Genomic DNA, 18,349 nt, shown 5'->3' on the forward strand with positions numbered 1-18,349 from the left:
GACAGTTGCCCGGGCTCGGTTGGTTAGGCTATCCGAAGCAGCCATCCTCGCCAATACCTACGATTTACCAACTCTTGGTTACTGGAACTCGAGCTCGAATTCGTCGATCTCCGACTGATCCAATTCGCCCAGAGTCAGATCCGACGGCGTGTACCCGCCCGCGGTCGCCAGACCGGCGTGCCCGGCGAGCGCCGTCAGCGCGGCGACCCAGCCCTCGGCCAGTTCGGCGACGAGTGCCTCCGACAGGACGGACGGGCTGTACCCCCACGTGGCGCGCAGCACCGGGCCGTCGTCCGACTCCTCCGTCAGCGCACCGATCTCCAGGGCGTGGCTGACCGGCATGGCCACGTCGGTGGCCCCACCGAGCGCGGCCCCTTCCGGTGCCGTCGACCAGTCGCCGCCGTCGGTCTCACCGAGCGTGAACCGGCCCAGGTAGTTGAACCCGATCTCGGGTGCCGCCGACCCTCCTGCGTCTGCCGTCGCGTCGGGATGCAGGTACTTCAGCATGCCGAATCCGATTCCGCTGTCCGGTATCTCGCGCAGCTGTTCCTTGATCAGTTTGAGGGCGTCACCGGCCGCGGCGCCGCCGGCGTACGCGTCGCCCAGATCGATGCCCTGCGCGTCGAGGAGCACCGGGTACAGGGTGGTGAACCAGCCGACGGTGCGGGCGAGATCCGCGCCGGGGACGGCCTGCTCCTCACGTCCGTGGCCCTCGAGGTCCACCGGGACCGCGCCGCCGCCGTGCCGGGCGGCGGTCAACGCGAGTGCGGTGAGCAGCACGTCGTCGACCTTCGCGTGGAAGCGTTCCGGCACCGTCGTCAGCAACGCCTCGGTCACCGTGGACGGCACCTCGACCTGGATCCGCGCGGTCGCGTCGATGGTGTCGCGCCGCGGATCGAGTGGGCCGGAGGAGAGCCGGACCCGGTGGGCGCCGTCCGCGGTCGCGCGCTGCCACAGCGGCCGCTCCCCGGCGCGGCCCGCGGCCTGCTCGGCGAGCCCCGCCGACCACAGCCGGAACGGCGTGCCCGACCTCGAAATCGGTTTCCCCGCAAAGGCGGCCGCGAGGTCCGGCACCAGGATGCGCCACGACACCCCGTCCACCACCAGATGGTGGATCACCATCAGGACGCGGCCACCGGCGCCGCCGCCCGCGTCGAAGAACACCACCCGGACCATGACCCCGGCCCCGGGATCGAGGGCCGCGTAGGCACGTTCGGTAGTCTCCGCGACGACACGTTCCCGCTCGGCGGATCCGAGACCGTCGATGTCCGCCCGCGAGACGACGTCCGCGGCCCGGACGGAGCCGACCGGGGGCACGTCGAACTCCGTGCCGTCGAACCGGGCCCGCAGCATGTCGTGGACGTCGAGCACGCGTTGCACCGCCGCCTCGAGCGCCTCTACCGTAAGGCCTGCCGGTGCGGTCAGCAGCCGGGACTGCGCGAACCTCGTGTACGGGCCGCCGCGCTCGAGCAGGTCGTGCACGATCGGGGTGGCCGGAATCCGGCCCGCCGCCGACGCTTCCAACTCGGCCTCGTCCACCTCGGCCGCGTCGATCTCCAGCACCCGCACCAGTCCGGCGACGGTCTTGTGCTCGAACACGTCCCGCGCGGTGAAGCGCAGACCGGCGGCCCGCGCCTTCGACACCAGCTGGATCGAGACGATGCTGTCGCCGCCGAGCACGAAGAAGTCGTCGTCGGGTCCGACGGTGTCCAGTCGCAGGATCTCCGCGACGACGGCACACAGCCGGCGCTCGAGGTCCGTGGCGGCTTCCCTCGACGTGCCGAGCGCCGAGAAGTCGGGCGCGGGCAGCGCCTTCCGGTCCACCTTGCCGTTCGGGGTCACCGGCAACTCGTCCAGCAGGACGGTCGCGGCGGGCACCATGTAGTCGGGCAGTGCGGCCGCGACGTGTGCGCGCAGCGCTTCCGTGTCGAGGTCGCGGCCCACGGCGTACGCCACGAGGCGTTTGCGGCCGGGATCGTCCTCCCGGGCCACGACCACGGCCGCGTCCACCCCCGGATGCCGGGCGAGGACCTGTTCGATCTCCCCGAGTTCGACGCGGAACCCGCGGATCTTCACCTGGTCGTCGGCGCGGCCCAGGTACTCGAGCGTCCGGTCCGCGGACCACCGCACCAGATCCCCGGTCCGGTACAGGCGTTCACCCGGGCCGCCGTACGGATCGGCCACGTAGCGCGAGGCGCTCAGGCCGGGACGCCGGAGGTAACCACGGGTCACGCCCGGTCCCCCGACGTACAGTTCGCCCGGCACGCCGGGCGGCACCGCCCGCAGTCGCCGATCCAGGACGTACGCGCGGCCACCGACGACGGGGGTGCCGATGGTCGGCCGGGCGCCCGGGAGGATGTCCGCGACCGCGGCGTCGACGGTGGCCTCGGTGGGCCCGTACATGTTCCGCGACCGGATGCCGTCGGCCGCCGCGTCGCCGAGCGCAGTCCACAGGTCCGCGGGCACGGCTTCGCCGCCGACGGCGAGGACGGTGGGACGGTGGTGGGCAGGGTCGATCAGCCCGTCCGCGATCAGTTCGCTCATCAGCAGCGGCACGCAGTCCACCGCGTCGATGCGGTGCCGCCGCACGTAGTCGACGATGCCCGCCGAGTCCGCGAGCAGGTCCGACTCCAGCAGGTGGAGGGTGTGACCACCGAGCATCGACAGCAGCGGATCGACCGACGAGTCGAAGGCCAGTGAATACGTGAGCAGCACGCGCAGTCGCTCGGCCGACGCGTCCCCGACGGTGCGTTCGTGTTGTGTGGCAAGCAGTGCCGCGATACCGCGGTGCGGGACGACGACGCCCTTCGGCCGGCCGGTCGAACCGGACGTGTAGATGAGGTACGCGGCATTGTCCGCAGTGGTGCTGCCGCGGCGTTCGTGCGGCGCGATCGGTGCGTCGGACACCTCGCTCGCCGACCACGCGTCGAATGTCGCCTGGTCGAGCACGAGTGCGGGGGTCGCGTCGTCCCGCATGTAGGCGAGCCGCTCGGCCGGGTAGTCGGGGTCGAGTGGCAGATACGCGCCGCCCGCCTTCCACACGGCCAGGATCGAGACGATCACCGGGATCCCGCGGGGCAGCATGAGCGCGACGACGGACTCCGGTCCGACACCACCGTCGATCAGGTGCCGCGCGATCCGGTTGGCACGCGAATCCAGTTCCGCGAACGTCAGTTCCCGTTCCCTGCCGACCAGGGCGGGAGCGTCCGGGGTGCGTGCCACCTGGCGGGCGAACAGAACGTCGAGGGTGACGGCGCCGTCCGCGGCCACGGCCGTGTCGGTGCCGCCCCGGCGGAGCCACGACCGTTCCTGCCCGGACAGCAATTCCACCGCGGACATCCGGACACCCGGATCCGCGGCGAGCGCCTCGAACACGCGGACGGTGCGCGCCGCGAGCGCGTCGGCGGTCGCGGTGTCGAACAGGTCGCGGGCGTAATCGACACGGACGCGCATCGATCCGTCCGGCTCGTCGATCACGTCGAACGTCAGGTCGAACATCGCCGTGTCGTTGGAGACGAACGACACCTCCGGCGCGAACTCCTCGAACAGGCTGACCGGCGGCGGCGCCTGGTGCTGCACGAGCACCTGGAACAGCGGGTGCCGGGCGGCACTGCGCTCCGGGTTGAGGGCCTCCACCAGCCGGTCGAACGACACGTCCTGATGCGCGTACGCCGCGAGGTCCGTCGCCCGGACGCGGCCGAGCAACTCGGCGAGGGTGGGGTCGCCGGACAGGTCGGTGCGCAGCACCACCATGTTGACGAAGAACCCGACCAGCTCGTCGAGTTCCGTGCTCGGCCGGCCGGCGGTGGGGGTGCCGATCGGAATGTCCTCGCCCGCACCGCTACCGGACAGTGCCACCGCGACGGCGGTGTGCACGAGCATGAACATCGTCGCGCCGGCCTCGCGGGCACGGGCGCGGAGCGCGGTGACGGTGTCGAGCGGGAGGGTGTGCTCGACGTGCGCGCCCTCGAACGTCGCGACCGGTGCGCGGCTCCGGTCGACCGGGAGTGTCAGCTCCTCGGGCAGACCGGCGAGCCGTTCGCTCCAGTACCCGATCTGCTTGGCGGACAGGCTGTCCGGGTCGGCGGGGTCGCCGAGCAGGTCGCGCTGCCACACCGCGAAGTCGGCGTACTGGACCGGCAGCGGCTCGGGCCGGGCCGTCCCCGATCCGGTGCGCGCCTCGTAGGCCGCGCCCAGGTCGCGCAGCAGGATCGGGGTGGACAGTTCGTCGCTCGCGATGTGGTGCACGAGCAGTAGCAGCACCGATTCCTCCGGCGATACGCGCAGCAGCCGCAGCCGGATCGGGATCTCGGTCTCGAGGTCAAAGCCGTGCCGGGCGGCCGCAACGAGCCTGGTGTCGAGTTCCGCCGCCGTCACGTTCTCCACGACCAGCGGTGTCGGGACGTCGGCCAGCACACGCTGGCAGCCCACGCCGTCGACGTCCGTCAGGACGGTGCGCAGCGTCTCGTGCCGGGCGAGGACGTCGGCGAGCGCGCCGCGCAGGGCGGTCTCGTCGACCGTGCCGTGCAACCGCATCGTCACCGGGACGTTGTAGGTGGGACTGGGTCCCTCCAACCGGAACTGGAACCACAGCCGCTGCTGCCCGAACGACAGCGGCATCGTCTCGGTGCGTGCCACGGGCGCCAGCGGGGGCCGGCCGGGACCGGTCGCGTCCTCGGCGCACTGCGCCGTCATCGCCACCACGGTCGGGTTGTCGAAGACGGTCCGGATGCTCAGTTCCACACCGAGCCGGTCCCGGGCCCGCGCGATGACCTTCGCCGCGGACAGCGAGTGCCCGCCGAGCAGGAAGAAGTCGTCGTCGATGCCGATGGACGGCAGACCGAGCACCCCGGCGACGATGTCGCACAGTCCGGCCTCGAGTTCGGTGGACGGCGGCCGGGACGTGACCAGCGCTCCGAAGTCGGGGTCCGGCAGCGCCTTCCGGTCCAGCTTGCCGTTGGACGTGAGCGGCAGCGCATCGAGGACGGTGAACGCGGACGGCACCATGTACGCCGGCAGCCACTGCCCGACCTGCGCCCGCGCCGCCGCGACATCGAAGGCCGCGACCTCCGCGTCCTCGTCGACCAGCAGGTACGCGACGAGTTGCGACACGCCGCTGCTGTCGGTGCGGGCCACCGCGACGGCGCGCGTCACCCCCGGCAGCCGGGTCAGCGCGGATTCGACCTCGCCGAGTTCCACCCGGAAGCCGCGGATCTTCACCTGGTTGTCGCCGCGTCCGCGGTACACGATCTGCGCGGAGTTCCCGTCCGCGTCGGGCACCCACCGGACGACGTCACCGGTGCGGTACATGCGGGACTCCCCGCCCGGGAACGGATTGGCGACGAACCGTCCCGCCGTGAGCCCGGGTGCCCCGAGGTAGCCGCGCACCACACCCGGTCCGGTCACGTACAGTTCGCCGTCCACCCCCGGCGGCACCGGGGCGAGGCTGCGGTCGAGCACGTAGGCGCGCAGATTCGCGACGGGCCGCCCGATCACCGGCGTCGCGCTGTCGGCGACGGCGGCGACGAGGACGTCGACGGTGCCCTCGGTGGGGCCGTAGAAGTTGAACGCCTCGCCGTGCCTGCCGCGCAGTTGCTCCCACAGCCGGTCGGTGACGGCGTCGCCGCCGAACCCGACCGTCGGCACGCTGCCCGCGGGGAACAGGTCGGCGTCGATCACCTGCTCGAGCTGGGACGGCGACAGCTCCACGAAGTCCCAGCCCTCGGCGAGGGCGAGGACCGCGAGTTGTTCCGGATCACGTTGGGTCAGTTCGTCGACGATGCGCAGGGAGTGCCCGCCCAGCATCCACAGGTGCGGGCCCCAGGACGCGTCGAACGAGAACGACCACACGTGACCGACGCGCAGCCGGGACTTCCCCGCCGCCGCGCAGGCCCGGGAGAAGACGTGGTGGCGGTGACTGTGGAACAGGTTGACCGCACCGCGATGCGGCACCTCCACACCCTTCGGCCGCCCGGTGGAACCGGAGGTGTGGATGATGTACGCGGTTTCGAGGTCGTGTATCCGGCGTCCACGCTCGAGGTCGGACAGACGGTCCCCCGGCAGAGCGGTCAGCGTCGCGGCGAGGGCGGCGTCGTCCAGCACCACCGGCTCGGACAGCCCGGCCGCCGCGGCGATCTCGGCGATGCGCGACGTGGCGTCGCCACCGGTGAGGATGCATCCCGGTGCCGTCTCGGCGAGAACGTGACCGAGGCGTTCGGCCGGATGGTCGGGGTCGAGGGGGATGCAGGTCGCGCCGGCCTCGAGCGCCGCGAACAGCGCCACGATCGTGTCGACCGACCGGGGCAGCGCGACGGCCACCCGCCGGTGCCTGCCCAGCCCGTGCGACAGCAGGTGCCGGGCCAGCCGCCCGACCCGCGCCTCCAGTTCGCCGTACGTGAGGGTGGTGTCCGCGTCGACGACGGCCTGCGCGTCCGGGTCGCGGTCCACGACGGCGTGGAACAGGTCGACGAGCGTCAGTCCGGGCGGGACCGGCAGGTCGGATGCATTCCACTCGTGCAGCACCCGCTGCAGTTCCGCGTCGGAGAGGATCGGGAGGCGGGCGAGCGGGACCGCGGGTCCGGCGCCGTTCGGCAGATCCGCGACCGCCGCGAACAGGCGCTGCAGGCGGTCGGCGTGGACGCCGAGGTCGGCCTCGGTGAACGTGTCGGCGTCCGCGTCGACCCACACCTCGAGACCGCCGACGGCGTCGAGGGGCCGCACCGTCACCATGAAGTCCTGCAACGGCCCGCGCGCGACCGAGTGCACCCCACCGCGAATGTCGCCGAACAGCAGCCGATCTCCGAACGGTTTGACGTTGATCGACGGTCCGATCACGCCGCGGGAACCGGCGGGGAGCCGCAGGTCACGCTGAATGTCCTCGCCGCGGTACCGGTAGTGCGCCCGGCACTCGGCCACCGCCGAGCGGACGTCGCCGATCAGGTCGCCGAGCGTGTGCGCGGCCGTCGGTTGCAGCCGCAGCGGAACGACATTCACCGCGGACATGGGCACACCCATCGAGGCGCTGCCGAGTCGGTTCATCACCGGGAAGCCGATGGTCAGGTCGGAACGGCCGGTGGCGGCCCGCAGGTAGGCGACGACGGTCGCGGTGACGACGTCGCCCCAACTCGCGGACATCGCCTTGCCGACCGTGCTGAGACCCCGCTGCTGGTCGGCGGTGAGCGTCCACCGCACGGCGCGGGACCGGCGGGCGATCCCCCCGGATCCGTCGCTGGGGTTGTCGCCGTCCCCGCCCAGGAGGACGGCCTCGTCGACGTCGGACAGGTAGCCGGACCAGAATTCGCGGTCCGCGGCGAATTCCGCGGTGTCCCGGTAGTCGAGTTCTTCCTGCACGACCGGCCCGACCGGGGTGAACTTCGACGCGGGCACGTCGTCGCCGCGCAGATCCGCGGTGTAGCGTTCGGCGATCCGCCGGGAGAAGAGGCCGAAACCGTACGCGTCGATGACCAGATGGTGGACGCAGAGATACACGACGACCCAGTCGTCGGCGAGAACGAGCAGTGCGGCACGCACACACGGGTCGGTGAGCGGATCGATGACGCCCGCGACGTCGTCGGCCATCCACTGCTGCGCGGCGGCCCACGGGTCCTCGGAGTGGCTCAGATCGACGCGCACCGGTTCGGCGAGCGGGCGGGCTCCCGGATACTGGAACACCGTTCCGTCGGCTTCCACGCCGAACCCGGCGGTGAGAACTTCCGCGTCGTCGGCGGCGCCCCGGACGCTACGGGCAGCGGCGGCCAGGTCGACGGATCCACGCAGTTCGATGCACTCCGCCGTGTTGAACACGGGGTTGTCCGGGGTCAACTGCTGGGCGAACCATACGCCCGACTGGGCACGCGTCAAGGGCACTGCGGCGGTCGACATGAATTGACATCCTCTTCTCGGTGACGAATTCAACTGTCCGAATGGACATCACGGCCTGCAAAGCGAGCGCCGGGCGAATGGGAACAATACCAAAGGTTAGCCTTACCGTATAAGGTCTGGGTCGCGGTGCCCCCACCGCACCGAGCGTGTCCGAGTTGTCCGTAATCGAGAGGTGATCACACATGGAATCGACGGCCGTTGCCGAGTCCGCAGAGACTTCGGCGGATCTTCCGCCGGGCGCGCCGTTCGTCCTCTCCCGCCCGCACGGCACCGTGATCGCCGACGGCATCCGCACCGGGTTCGACTCCGCCCGCGACGCCGCCGCTGCCCTGAAGAGCGGCACCGTCACCTCGGTGGCCGGCGCGCTCGCCTTCGACCCGTCGCACCCCGCCGCGCTGGTCGCACCGCAGACGCTGCGACATCACCCGGGCAGCTGGACTCCTCGCCTGCGGGCGCTTCCGCACGTGCGCCCCGGCGCGTCGGTCCCGCCGGAGGACGAGCACCTCGCCCGCGTCGCCGCCGCGATCCACGTGCTGCGCGAACCGGAAGCCGCACTGCACAAGGTGGTGCTCGCCCGATCGGTCGTCCTGCACGCCGAGGAACCGCTGCACCCGCACACGCTGCTCGCGAGGCTCGTCGCGAACGACCTCGGCGGCAACGGCTTCAGCGTCGACCTCAGCGCCGCGGGCCCCGGCTGGTCGGGTCGGCACCTCGTCGGCTCGAGCCCGGAGGTGCTCATCCGCCGCCACGGCGACACCGTGACCTGCCATCCCCTCGCCGGCTCGGCTCCCCGGCACGCCGACCCCGAGATCGACCGGCAGACAGCGGAGAACCTCGCCTCCTCGGAGAAGAACCTGCGCGAGCACGCCCTCGTCGTCGACGCGCTGCGCGCGAGCCTCGAACCGTTCTGCACCGAACTCGACATCCCCGACCGGCCCACCCTCACCAGCACCCCGCAACTGTGGCACCTCGGCACACCCGTGGCGGGACGGCTGCGGGACCGCTCGGTGACCGCACTGGACCTCGCCGTCGCCGTGCACCCGACACCGGCCGTGTGCGGCACCCCCACCGACGCCGCGCGTGCGCTGATCGGCGAACTCGAGGGCGACCGCGGCTTCTACGCCGGCGCCGTGGGCTGGGCCGACGCCGACGGTGACGGCGAATGGATGGTCACCATCCGGTGCGCGCAGATCGACGCCGACGGCACCACCGTCACGGCCTACGCGGGCGGGGGCATCGTCGCCGCCTCCGAACCGGACGACGAACTCGCCGAGACCACAACCAAACTGGGCACCGTCCTCGCGGCACTGGGACTTCCCCGATGAGCGGCACGACACTGGTCGTCGGGGCGGCGCAGGGCATCGGGCGGGCCACGGCCGTCACCCTGTCGCGGTCCGGCCACCGCCTGGTACTGCTCGATCGGGACGCCGAGGGCCTCGCCGCCACCGCCGCACTGCTCGACACTCCTCCGCTCGGCACCGCCGTCATCGACATCCGCGATGCCGACGCCGTCACCGGCACCGTCCGCCGGATCGAGGACGAGCACGGTCCCGTCACCGCCCTCGCGCACGTGGCCGGGATACTCGAGACCGGGTCGGTGCTCGACGCCGATCCCGCGAGCTGGCAGCGCGTGTTCGACGTCAACGTCACCGGTCTCGTCAACGTGCTGCGGGCCGTCGGCACCGGAATGCGGGACCGCTCAGCCGGTTCCATCGTCGTGGTCGGGTCCAATGCCGCCGGCGTCCCCCGCACCGGGATGGGCGCGTACGGCGCGTCCAAGGCCGCCGTCGCAATGATCGTCCGGGTGCTCGGCCTCGAACTGGCCGAATACGGGATCCGCGCCAACATCGTCGCCCCCGGCTCGACGGACACCGCGATGCAGCGGTCGCTGTGGTCGGACCCCGCCGACGACACCGGGGCGCGCGGCGCGATCGACGGCGACCTCGGCTCGTTCAAGGTCGGCATCCCGCTGGGCCGCATCGCCGACGCCGCCGACATCGCCGACTCCGTCGAGTTCCTCCTGTCGGACCGGGCGCGGCACATCACCATGCAGGCCCTCTACGTCGACGGCGGCGCTACCCTCCAAGCCTGACGGCCCCGAACAGCCATGCCCGTGAAAGGACTTTCGATGACCACGAGCGTTCGCGCTCCCCTGGAGACCACCACCGGCTATCCCGCCGAAATCGTCGCACGCTACCGTGCCGCCGGGTACTGGACGGACGAGACGTTCCAGCAGTTTCTGGGCGCCCGCGCCGAGCGATTCGGGGACGCGATCGCCGTGACCGGACCGGACGCGTCCGGGACCGACCGCGCGATCACCTACCGGGAACTGTCCGACCGCGCCGACCGGCTCGCCGCCGGGCTGCAGTCGTCGGGGGTGCAGCCCGGCGACCGCGTGGTGGTGCAACTGCCGAACATCGTCGAGTACGTCGAGGTGATCTTCGCGGTCTTCCGGCTCGGCGCCCTGCCGGTGTTCGCGTTGCCCGCGCACCGCTCCCAGGAGATCTCCTACTTCTGCAGTTTCGCCGACGCCGCGGCCTACGTCGTCACCGACACGCACGCCGGCTTCGACTACCGCACGCTCGCCCGCGACGTGGTGGCGTCGGCGGAGAACCCGCCGAGAGTCTTCGTGGCCGGCGACGCGGAGGAATTCACCTCCCTCGACGAACTGCGGTCGGCGGACCCGATTTCCGACGAACCGGCGGCAGGTCCGGAATCCGTGGCGTTCCTGCAGCTCTCGGGCGGAACCACCGGGGTGTCGAAGCTGATCCCCCGCACCCACACCGACTACCTGTACTCGGTGCGTGAGTCGGACCGCATCTGCGGCATCGACGAGAACACCCGTCTGCTGGTCGTTCTCCCTGCGGCGCACAACTTCCCGATGAGCTCCCCGGGCATCCTCGGCGTGCTGCACGCCGGTGGCCGCGTGGTGCTCGCCCCGGATCCGAGCCCCGATACCGCGTTCGCGCTCATCGAGCGGGAGGGCGTCACGATCGCGTCGCTGGTGCCGCCGCTCGCGTTGGCGTGGCTGTCCGCCGCCGCCCGCACCGAACGGGACATCTCGAGCCTCGAGGTGCTGCAGGTCGGCGGCGCCAAGTTCAGCGCCGAGGCCGCCAAGCGGGTGCGCCCCGAACTCGGGTGCACGCTGCAGCAGGTCTTCGGGATGGCCGAGGGCCTGGTCAACTACACCCGGCTCGACGACCCGGAAGACACGATCGTCACCACCCAGGGCAGGCCGATCAGCCCCGACGACGAAGTGCGCGTCGTCGACGACCACGGCGAACCCGTCCCGAGCGGCACGTCCGGTCATCTGCTCACCCGCGGCCCCTACACCATCCGCGGGTACTACCGGGCCCCCGAACACAATTCGACGGCGTTCACCGAGGACGGCTTCTACCGCACCGGCGACATCGTCCGCCTCACCGACGACGGCTATCTCGTCGTCGAGGGCCGCGCGAAGGACCAGATCAACCGCGGCGGCGAGAAGGTGGCCGCGGAAGAGGTCGAGAACCACCTGCTCGCGCACCCCGCCGTTGCCGACGTCGCGGTCGTGTCGATGCCCGACCAGTACCTCGGCGAACGCAGTTGCGCGTTCGTCGTCGTCCAGGGTGAGCAGCCGAAGGCCGTCGAACTCAAGAAGTTCGTCCGCGGCCGCGGACTCGCCGACTACAAGGTGCCCGACAAGGTGGTGTTCGTCGACGAGTTCCCGGTCACCGGTGTCGGCAAGATCAGCAAATCCGAACTGCGCCGGGCACTGGAGAAGACGTTCGTCACGTCGTGACGCCGGCCGATTGACGCCGGCACGGCTTCGCCGAGAGTTTTCGCGCACGGGGAATGGCGAGCGCCCCGGAGGCGTTGGCGATGAGTATGAGCGATCAGCCAGAACTCAGCCCCGAGGGGTGGGTACGTGACCAGACCGAGAAGATCCTGGAACAGGGTACGACCGACGGCGTCCAGGTGTTGGACCGCCCGATCGTCCTGTTCACCACCACCGGGGCGAAGTCCGGCAAGAAGCGCTACGTCCCGTTGATGCGGGTCGAGGAGGACGGCAGGTACGCGATGGTTGCGTCCAAGGGCGGCGCACCCGGCCACCCGTCGTGGTACTTCAATGTGAAGGCGCACCCGCAGATCTCGGTGCAGGACGGGGCGACGGTTCGCGACCTCACCGCGCGTGAGATCGACGGCGCCGAGCGCGAGCACTGGTGGGAGCTGGCGGTGGCCGCTTTTCCGCCGTATGCGGAGTACCAGACCAAGACCGAACGACGGATCCCGGTCTTCGTGCTCGAGTGACCTGCCGTCGCGGCTGAAGGACCGTCACTCCCAACGCACTCCGCGGCGCGAAGTGCGTTGGGAGCGGTCGGTTCAGCCGAGTGTGGCCAAGCGTGTCCAGGTGTCGACGACGGTGTCCGGGTTCAGCGACATGGACTCGATGCCCTGTTCGAGCAGCCATTCGGCGAGATCGACGTGGTCGCTGGGCCCCTGCCCGCAGATACCCACGTACTTGCCGCGCGCCTTGCACGCCGAGATCGCCGCTGCGAGCATGTGCTTCACAGCGGGGTCACGTTCGTCGAAGGAGTCTGCGACCAGCGCGGAGTCGCGGTCGAGCCCGAGCGTCAACTGCGTCATGTCGTTCGATCCGATGGAGAACCCGTCGAAGTGGTCCAGGAACGCGTCGGCGATGACCGCGTTCGAAGGCACCTCGCACATCATGATGACCTCGAGTCCGTTCTCGCCGCGGCGAAGGCCGTGCGAGGCCAGCAGCGAGATGACACCTTCGGCCTCGGTGAGGGTTCGGACGAACGGGATCATGATCTTGACGTTGGTCAGGCCCATCTCGTCGCGGACGTACTTCAGTGCGGCGCATTCCATGGCGAAACAGTCTGCGAAGTCCTTCGACAGGTACCGCGACGCGCCGCGGTAGCCGATCATCGGGTTCTCCTCCTCGGGCTCGTAGAGTTCGCCGCCGACGAGCTTCGCGTACTCGTTGGACTTGAAGTCCGACATGCGCACGATCACCGGATGCGGCGCGAAGGCTGCCGCGATCGTCGCGACGCCCTCGGCGACCCGGTCCACGAAGAACTCGCGGGCGCCCGGATAGGCGGCGATCGCCTCACCGATCTGCTCCTTCAGCGGCCCGTCGAGGGTGTCGAAGTCGAGCAGGGCCTTCGGGTGGATACCTATCTGGCGGTTGATGATGAACTCGAGGCGCGCGAGTCCGACACCACTGTTCGGCAGGCGGGAGAATGCGAACGCCTGTTCAGGGGTACCGACGTTCATCATGATCTTGGTGCTGATCTCGGGCATCGCCTCGATCGAGGACTCGGTGACGTCGAAGTCGAGCAGCCCTTCGTACACGTAACCGGTGTCGCCCTCCGCGCACGAGACCGTCACCTCGCGACCGGCGGTGAGCGACCGCGTGGCCCCACCGGTACCGACGACGGCGGGAACGCCCAGTTCGCGGGCGATGATCGCGGCGTGACAGGTGCGGCCACCGCGGTTGGTGACGATGGCGCTGGCGCGCTTCATGATCGGCTCCCAGTCGGGGTCGGTCATGTCCGCGACGAGCACCTCACCGGCCTGGAACTCGTGCATCTGTTCCACCGATTCGAGCACCCGGACGGCGCCGGCTCCGATGCGGGCGCCGATCGCCCGGCCTTCGACGAGGACCGTGCCGGTCTCGTTGAGCCGGAACCGCTGCTGGCCGGTCACCGCGGCCCGCGACTGCACGGTCTCCGGACGCGCCTGCAGGATGTACAGCTCGCCGTCGACGCCGTCCTTGCCCCACTCGATGTCCATCGGACGCCCGTAGTGCTCCTCGATCAGCAGCGCCTGGCGGGCGAGCGCCTCGACCTCCGCGTCGGTGAGGCTCAGCAGTCGCCGATCCACGGGCTCGACGTCGACGAACTCCGTCGTCCGGCCGACCGAGCGGTCGGCGGTGTAAACCATCTTGGTCGCTTTCGATCCGACGCCGCGCTTGAGAACCGCAGGACGGCCCGCGCGCAGGGCAGGCTTGTACACGTAGAACTCGTCGGGGTTCACCGCACCCTGGACGACGGCCTCACCCAGGCCGTACGAGGAGGTCACGAACACAGCGTCGGCGAAGCCCGACTCTGTGTCGATGGTGAACATGACCCCGGACGTGCCGATGTCGGAGCGCACCATCTTCTGCACGCCCGCGGACAGAGCGACGGCGTCGTGGTCGAACTTGTGGTGCACCCGGTACGCGATGGCGCGATCGTTGTACAGCGACGCGAACACCTCGTGCATCGCCTGCAGGATCGCGTCGACGCCGCGCACGTTGAGGAAGGTCTCCTGCTGCCCGGCGAAGGACGCGTCCGGAAGGTCCTCGGCGGTCGCGCTGGACCGCACGGCGAACGACGCGTCGTCCGATCCGCCCGACAGCTCCGCGTACGCCGTCCGGATGTCGGCCTCGAGATCGGTCGGGAACGGCTGCTCCATGACCGCCGCGCGGATCTCGCGGCCCGCCTCGGCCAGCGCCTGCACGTCGTCGGTGTCGAGTTCGGCGAGCCGCGCGCTGATCTTCTCGGCCAGGACGGTGCCCGCAGCGCTCGGTTGATTCACGAATCGGCGGAACGCGTCGGCGGTCGTCGCGAAGCCGTTGGGGACCCGGACCCCGACGTTGGTCAGGTTGCGCACCATCTCGCCCAGAGACGCGTTCTTGCCGCCGACCTGCTCGAGATCGGCGAGGCCGAGGTCGGCGAACCATCGGATGTTGCTGTTCATGGACGGGCTCCTCAATCGTGACGGTGGGCCCTGCGTGCGAGCACTTGCAGGATGAGTGTGGACATTTCTTCGACGGATTTGGCCGACGAGTCGATGACGGGCAGGTCGTGCGTGCGGTACAGCGCCTCCGCACGCTTGAGTTCGTAAGCGCACTGGCGCAGCGACGCGTACGTCGAGTCTGGGCGACGTTCCGTCCGGACCGCGCTGAGACGAGCCGCGGTGGTGATCATCCCGAAGCAGCGGTCCTGCAGATGCAGGATGGGGCGTGGCAGGTCGGTGCTCACAAGATCCTCGTCGACCAGAGGGTAGTTCGCGACACGAAGTCCGTGTTGCAGTGCGAGGTACATGGTCGTCGGGGTCTTCCCGCAGCGCGACGGCGCAACCAGGATCACGTCGGCCTTGTCCAGCGTGCGGACACTCTGGCCGTCGTCGTGTTCGATCGCGTACTCGACGGCCTGCATACGCGCGTTGTAGCGCTTGACATCGCCCACGCCGTGCAGGCGCGCGGGGGTCCGGGCGCCCCGGGTGCCGAGGATGGACTCGACCTGCTGCATGTGCATGTCGAAGAAGTCGATCACAGGTGCGCGGGTCCGCTGCAATTCGTGACGAACGTCATCGAGCGCGGCCGTGACGAACACCAGGGGTGTCATGCCGCGGTCCATCGTGGCGTCGATCCTGCGCACGACCTCGCGGGCGTCGTCGGGCGTGGTGATGAACGGGATCACTGTCCGCTCGAACCGGTGGTCGGGAAAGTGCAGGAGCAGGGCGTTGCCCATGGTCTCCGCGCTGATCCCGGTGCTGTCCGAGAGGAAGAAAACCGGGATCGTGTCACCGGCATACGTCTCAGTCACCGGTCCATTCCTATCGTCGCCGTCACACGGTGGGCTCCATCCTTTCGTAGACGCTTTTCGAGCTGTCAGGCAGGTCGCGTAACGGGCCGTTGATGAGGTGTTCACGGAGGTCGCGGAACATCTCCGCGGCTACGCTCGGGCCTGCAACCGTGTAGCCGAGAGTGACGAGGAGACGTCCGTATGTGCCTGGTCCTGTTCGCCTGGCATACCCGCCCCGACCTCCCCCTGGTCGTCGCGGCCAACCGCGACGAGTTCTACGCCCGTCCCACCGAACCGCTGCGCCGTTGGGACGACGGCTTCGTCGCGGGCCGCGATCTGCTCGCGGGCGGAACGTGGATGGGCATCTCCGACGCCCTGCGGTTCGCGGCCGTCACCAACGTCCGCGACGGCGCCCCCGCGACCGGGGCCCGGTCCCGCGGAGACCTGCCCGTCGACTTCCTCCGCGGCCGGCTCTCACCCGCCGACCACGCCGGACAGGTGGCCGCGACCGGCGCCGAGTACGGCAGCTTCAACCTGCTCGTCGGCGATCCCGCGGAACTGTGGTGGGTCACCAACCGGCCCCACGGTCGCAGGCAGCGCGTCGAACCCGGCGTCCACGGCCTGTCCAACGCCGAACTCGACACCCCGTGGCCGAAGGTGACGGGCGGCAAACAGGCGTTCGCCGCCGCGCTCGCCGCCGACGACGGCAGCCCCGAATCGGATCCGGGGGCGTACTTCGACGTGCTCGCCGACAGCGACCCGGCACCGTGGGACGCACTGCCGGATACGGGCATCGAACCCGAACTCGAACGCGCCCTGTCGTCCCGGTTCATCCGCCACGGCGAGTACGGGACGCGGGCGTCGACCGTGCTGCGGGTCCGGGCGGACGGCACCTACGACATCACCGAGCGACGGTTCGACGAGAGCGGCCCTCTCCCCACGTGAGTGGCAAAGTGTGCTCCCGCACGCTTTGCCGCTCACCTCAGGAGAGGGAGGACCGGATGACCCCCGCCGTCTGGTCGAGCGCGATCCGGCTCGGCGACTTCGGCATTCCGCGCAGCCCGAATCCGTCACCGGCAGTGCGGGGCACCACGTGCAGGTGCACGTGGAAGACCTCCTGGCCGGCGGCGATCCCGTCGGCCAGGAACAGGTTGACACCCTGGGCCCGCATCGGCCCGTGCCGCAACGCGGTCGCGAGACGCTGCCCCACCGCGAACACCGCCGCACCGTCGCCCGGGTCGAGGTCGGCGAGCCCACTCGCATGCCGCTTCGGGACCACCAGCAGATGCCCGGACGTCCACGGCCGGATGTCCATGAACGCCAGCACGTTCTCGTCCTCGTGCACGACGCTGGCATCGGATCGGCCCGACACGATCTCGCAGAAAATGCAGTTCACGTAGGCACCTCCGGTGCTTGTGCGTGGTTAAGGAGTGCAGGCACTCGCCAAGCACGCACGGGCGGCGAAGCCGCCTACAGGATCGGGGACGGCTGGTACGCGGCCGCCTCGGGGTTGGCGTCGACGAGCTTCTGCACCTGCGCCACGACCGTGGCGACCTGCGCCTCGGCGGCACCGATGAACGCCTTCTTGTCCGCGAGAGCCTCGTCGAGGGCGGCCCGGTCGAGGGGCAGGCGGTCGTCGGCGGCGAGACGGTCGAGGAGGTCGGGCTCCTTGCCCTGCTCACGCATCGCCAGCGCGACGGCGACGGCGTGTTCCTTGATGACCTCGTGCGCGGTCTCCCTGCCCACTCCGGCGCGCACCAGGGCCATCAGGACCTTGGTGGTGGCGAGGAACGGCAGGTACCGGGTGAGTTCCTTCTCGATGACGGCGGGGTAGGCGCCGAATTCGGCGAGCACCGTCAGGAACGTCTCGATCAGTCCGTCGATCGCGAAGAACGCGTCCGGCAGCGCGACGCGGCGCACCACCGAGCAGAACACGTCACCCTCGTTCCACTGCGCGCCCGCCAGCTCGGCGGCCATCGACGCGTAGCCGCGCAGCACGACCTGCAGTCCGTTGACGCGCTCGCAGGAGCGGGTGTTCATCTTGTGCGGCATCGCCGACGACCCGACCTGGCCGGGCTGGAAGCCCTCGGTGACCAGTTCGTGGCCTGCCATCAGGCGGATGGTGTGCGCGAACGACGACGGCCCGGCGGCCACCTGTACCAGCGCGGACAGCACGTCGTGGTCCAGCGACCGCGGGTACACCTGGCCGACGCTCGTGAACACGTGGGAGAAGCCGAGGTGCTCGGCGACCTTCTGCTCCAGCGCCTCCAGCTTGGACGCGTCGCCGTCGAGGAGGTCGAGCATGTCCTGTGCGGTGCCCATGGGGCCCTTGATACCGCGCAGCGGGTAGCGGTCGATCAGCTCGCGCAGCCGGGTGAGCGCGACGAGCAGTTCGTCGGCGGCGGACGCGAACCGCTTGCCGAGCGTGGTGGCCTGCGCCGCGACGTTGTGCGACCGGCCTGCCATGACGAGGCTGCTGTACTCGGCGGCCCGCTCGGCGAGCCGGGCCGCGACCGCGACACCGTGTGCGTGGACGTGCTCGAGCGACCGCAGGATCTGCAGCTGCTCGACGTTCTCGGTGAGGTCGCGGCTGGTCAGCCCCTTGTGGACCTGCTCGTGGCCGGCGAGGGCGTTGAACTCCTCGATGCGGGCCTTCACGTCGTGGCGGGTGACGCGCTCACGGTCGGCGATGGAGTCGAGGTCCACCTGCTCGAGCACGCGTTCGTAGTCGGCGAGCGCCTCGGCCGGCACGTCGATCCCGAGTTCCGCCTGGGCCCGCAGCACGGCGATCCACAGCTGACGCTCGAGGATGATCTTGTGCTCGGGCGACCACAACTCGACGAGTTCGGGGCTGGCGTAACGGTTGGCAAGGACGTTCGGGATGCGGCTCACGA

General features: G+C 70.3%; 10 protein-coding genes. 5 read left to right on the top strand and 5 right to left on the bottom strand.

Annotated elements, in window-relative coordinates; translation table 11 throughout:
- Positions 1-78: 78 nt before the first annotated feature.
- The gene (locus JWS13_RS18010; RefSeq protein WP_206006844.1) at positions 79-7,881 is read right to left on the bottom strand and encodes a non-ribosomal peptide synthetase; all 7,803 of its coding nucleotides are present in this window, start codon (positions 7,879-7,881) and stop codon (positions 79-81) included.
- 182 nt (positions 7,882-8,063) lie between these two features.
- Here JWS13_RS18010 and JWS13_RS18015 point away from each other — a divergent pair, with 182 nt between their 5' ends.
- The 4 genes from JWS13_RS18015 (at position 8,064) to JWS13_RS18030 (ending at position 12,171) form a co-directional block, all read left to right on the top strand.
- On the top strand, positions 8,064-9,206 hold the full coding sequence (locus JWS13_RS18015; protein ID WP_206006845.1) for an isochorismate synthase: 1,143 nt from the start codon (positions 8,064-8,066) through the stop codon (positions 9,204-9,206).
- Complete coding sequence (locus JWS13_RS18020; protein ID WP_206006846.1) at positions 9,203-9,973, top strand: SDR family oxidoreductase; 771 nt, start codon at positions 9,203-9,205, stop codon at positions 9,971-9,973. The genes JWS13_RS18015 and JWS13_RS18020 overlap by 4 nt, the downstream gene beginning before the upstream one ends.
- Positions 9,974-10,009: 36 nt before the next feature.
- Positions 10,010-11,662 (top strand): (2,3-dihydroxybenzoyl)adenylate synthase, encoded by a 1,653-nt coding sequence (locus JWS13_RS18025; RefSeq protein ID WP_206006847.1) that lies wholly within the window; start codon positions 10,010-10,012, stop codon positions 11,660-11,662.
- 86 nt (positions 11,663-11,748) lie between these two features.
- Positions 11,749-12,171: a nitroreductase family deazaflavin-dependent oxidoreductase gene (locus JWS13_RS18030; RefSeq protein ID WP_087557851.1), complete on the top strand. Its 423-nt coding sequence runs from the start codon at positions 11,749-11,751 to the stop codon at positions 12,169-12,171.
- Positions 12,172-12,243: 72 nt separating this feature from the next.
- On the opposite strand, the gene ppsA is transcribed toward JWS13_RS18030, so the two are convergent.
- Positions 12,244-14,625 (bottom strand): phosphoenolpyruvate synthase, encoded by a 2,382-nt coding sequence (gene ppsA, locus JWS13_RS18035; protein ID WP_206006848.1) that lies wholly within the window; start codon positions 14,623-14,625, stop codon positions 12,244-12,246.
- A gap of 11 nt (positions 14,626-14,636) precedes the next feature.
- On the bottom strand, positions 14,637-15,476 hold the full coding sequence (locus JWS13_RS18040) for a pyruvate, water dikinase regulatory protein (RefSeq protein ID WP_206006849.1): 840 nt from the start codon (positions 15,474-15,476) through the stop codon (positions 14,637-14,639).
- 180 nt (positions 15,477-15,656) lie between these two features.
- On the opposite strand from JWS13_RS18040, the gene JWS13_RS18045 reads away from it, so the two are divergent.
- Positions 15,657-16,400 carry an NRDE family protein gene (locus tag JWS13_RS18045; RefSeq protein WP_206006850.1) on the top strand — a complete coding sequence of 248 codons (744 nt, stop codon included), beginning with the start codon at positions 15,657-15,659 and terminating at the stop codon, positions 16,398-16,400.
- Positions 16,401-16,437: 37 nt separating this feature from the next.
- On the opposite strand, the gene JWS13_RS18050 is transcribed toward JWS13_RS18045, so the two are convergent.
- A complete protein-coding gene (locus JWS13_RS18050) occupies positions 16,438-16,851 on the bottom strand; it encodes an HIT family protein (protein WP_160099670.1) in 414 nt (137 codons plus the stop codon).
- 74 nt (positions 16,852-16,925) lie between these two features.
- The gene (purB, locus tag JWS13_RS18055) at positions 16,926-18,347 is read right to left on the bottom strand and encodes an adenylosuccinate lyase (protein WP_087557742.1); all 1,422 of its coding nucleotides are present in this window, start codon (positions 18,345-18,347) and stop codon (positions 16,926-16,928) included.
- Positions 18,348-18,349 lie beyond the last annotated feature (2 nt).

This window comes from Rhodococcus pseudokoreensis, from assembly GCF_017068395.1.
GTDB classification, from domain to species: domain Bacteria; phylum Actinomycetota; class Actinomycetes; order Mycobacteriales; family Mycobacteriaceae; genus Rhodococcus_F; species Rhodococcus_F pseudokoreensis.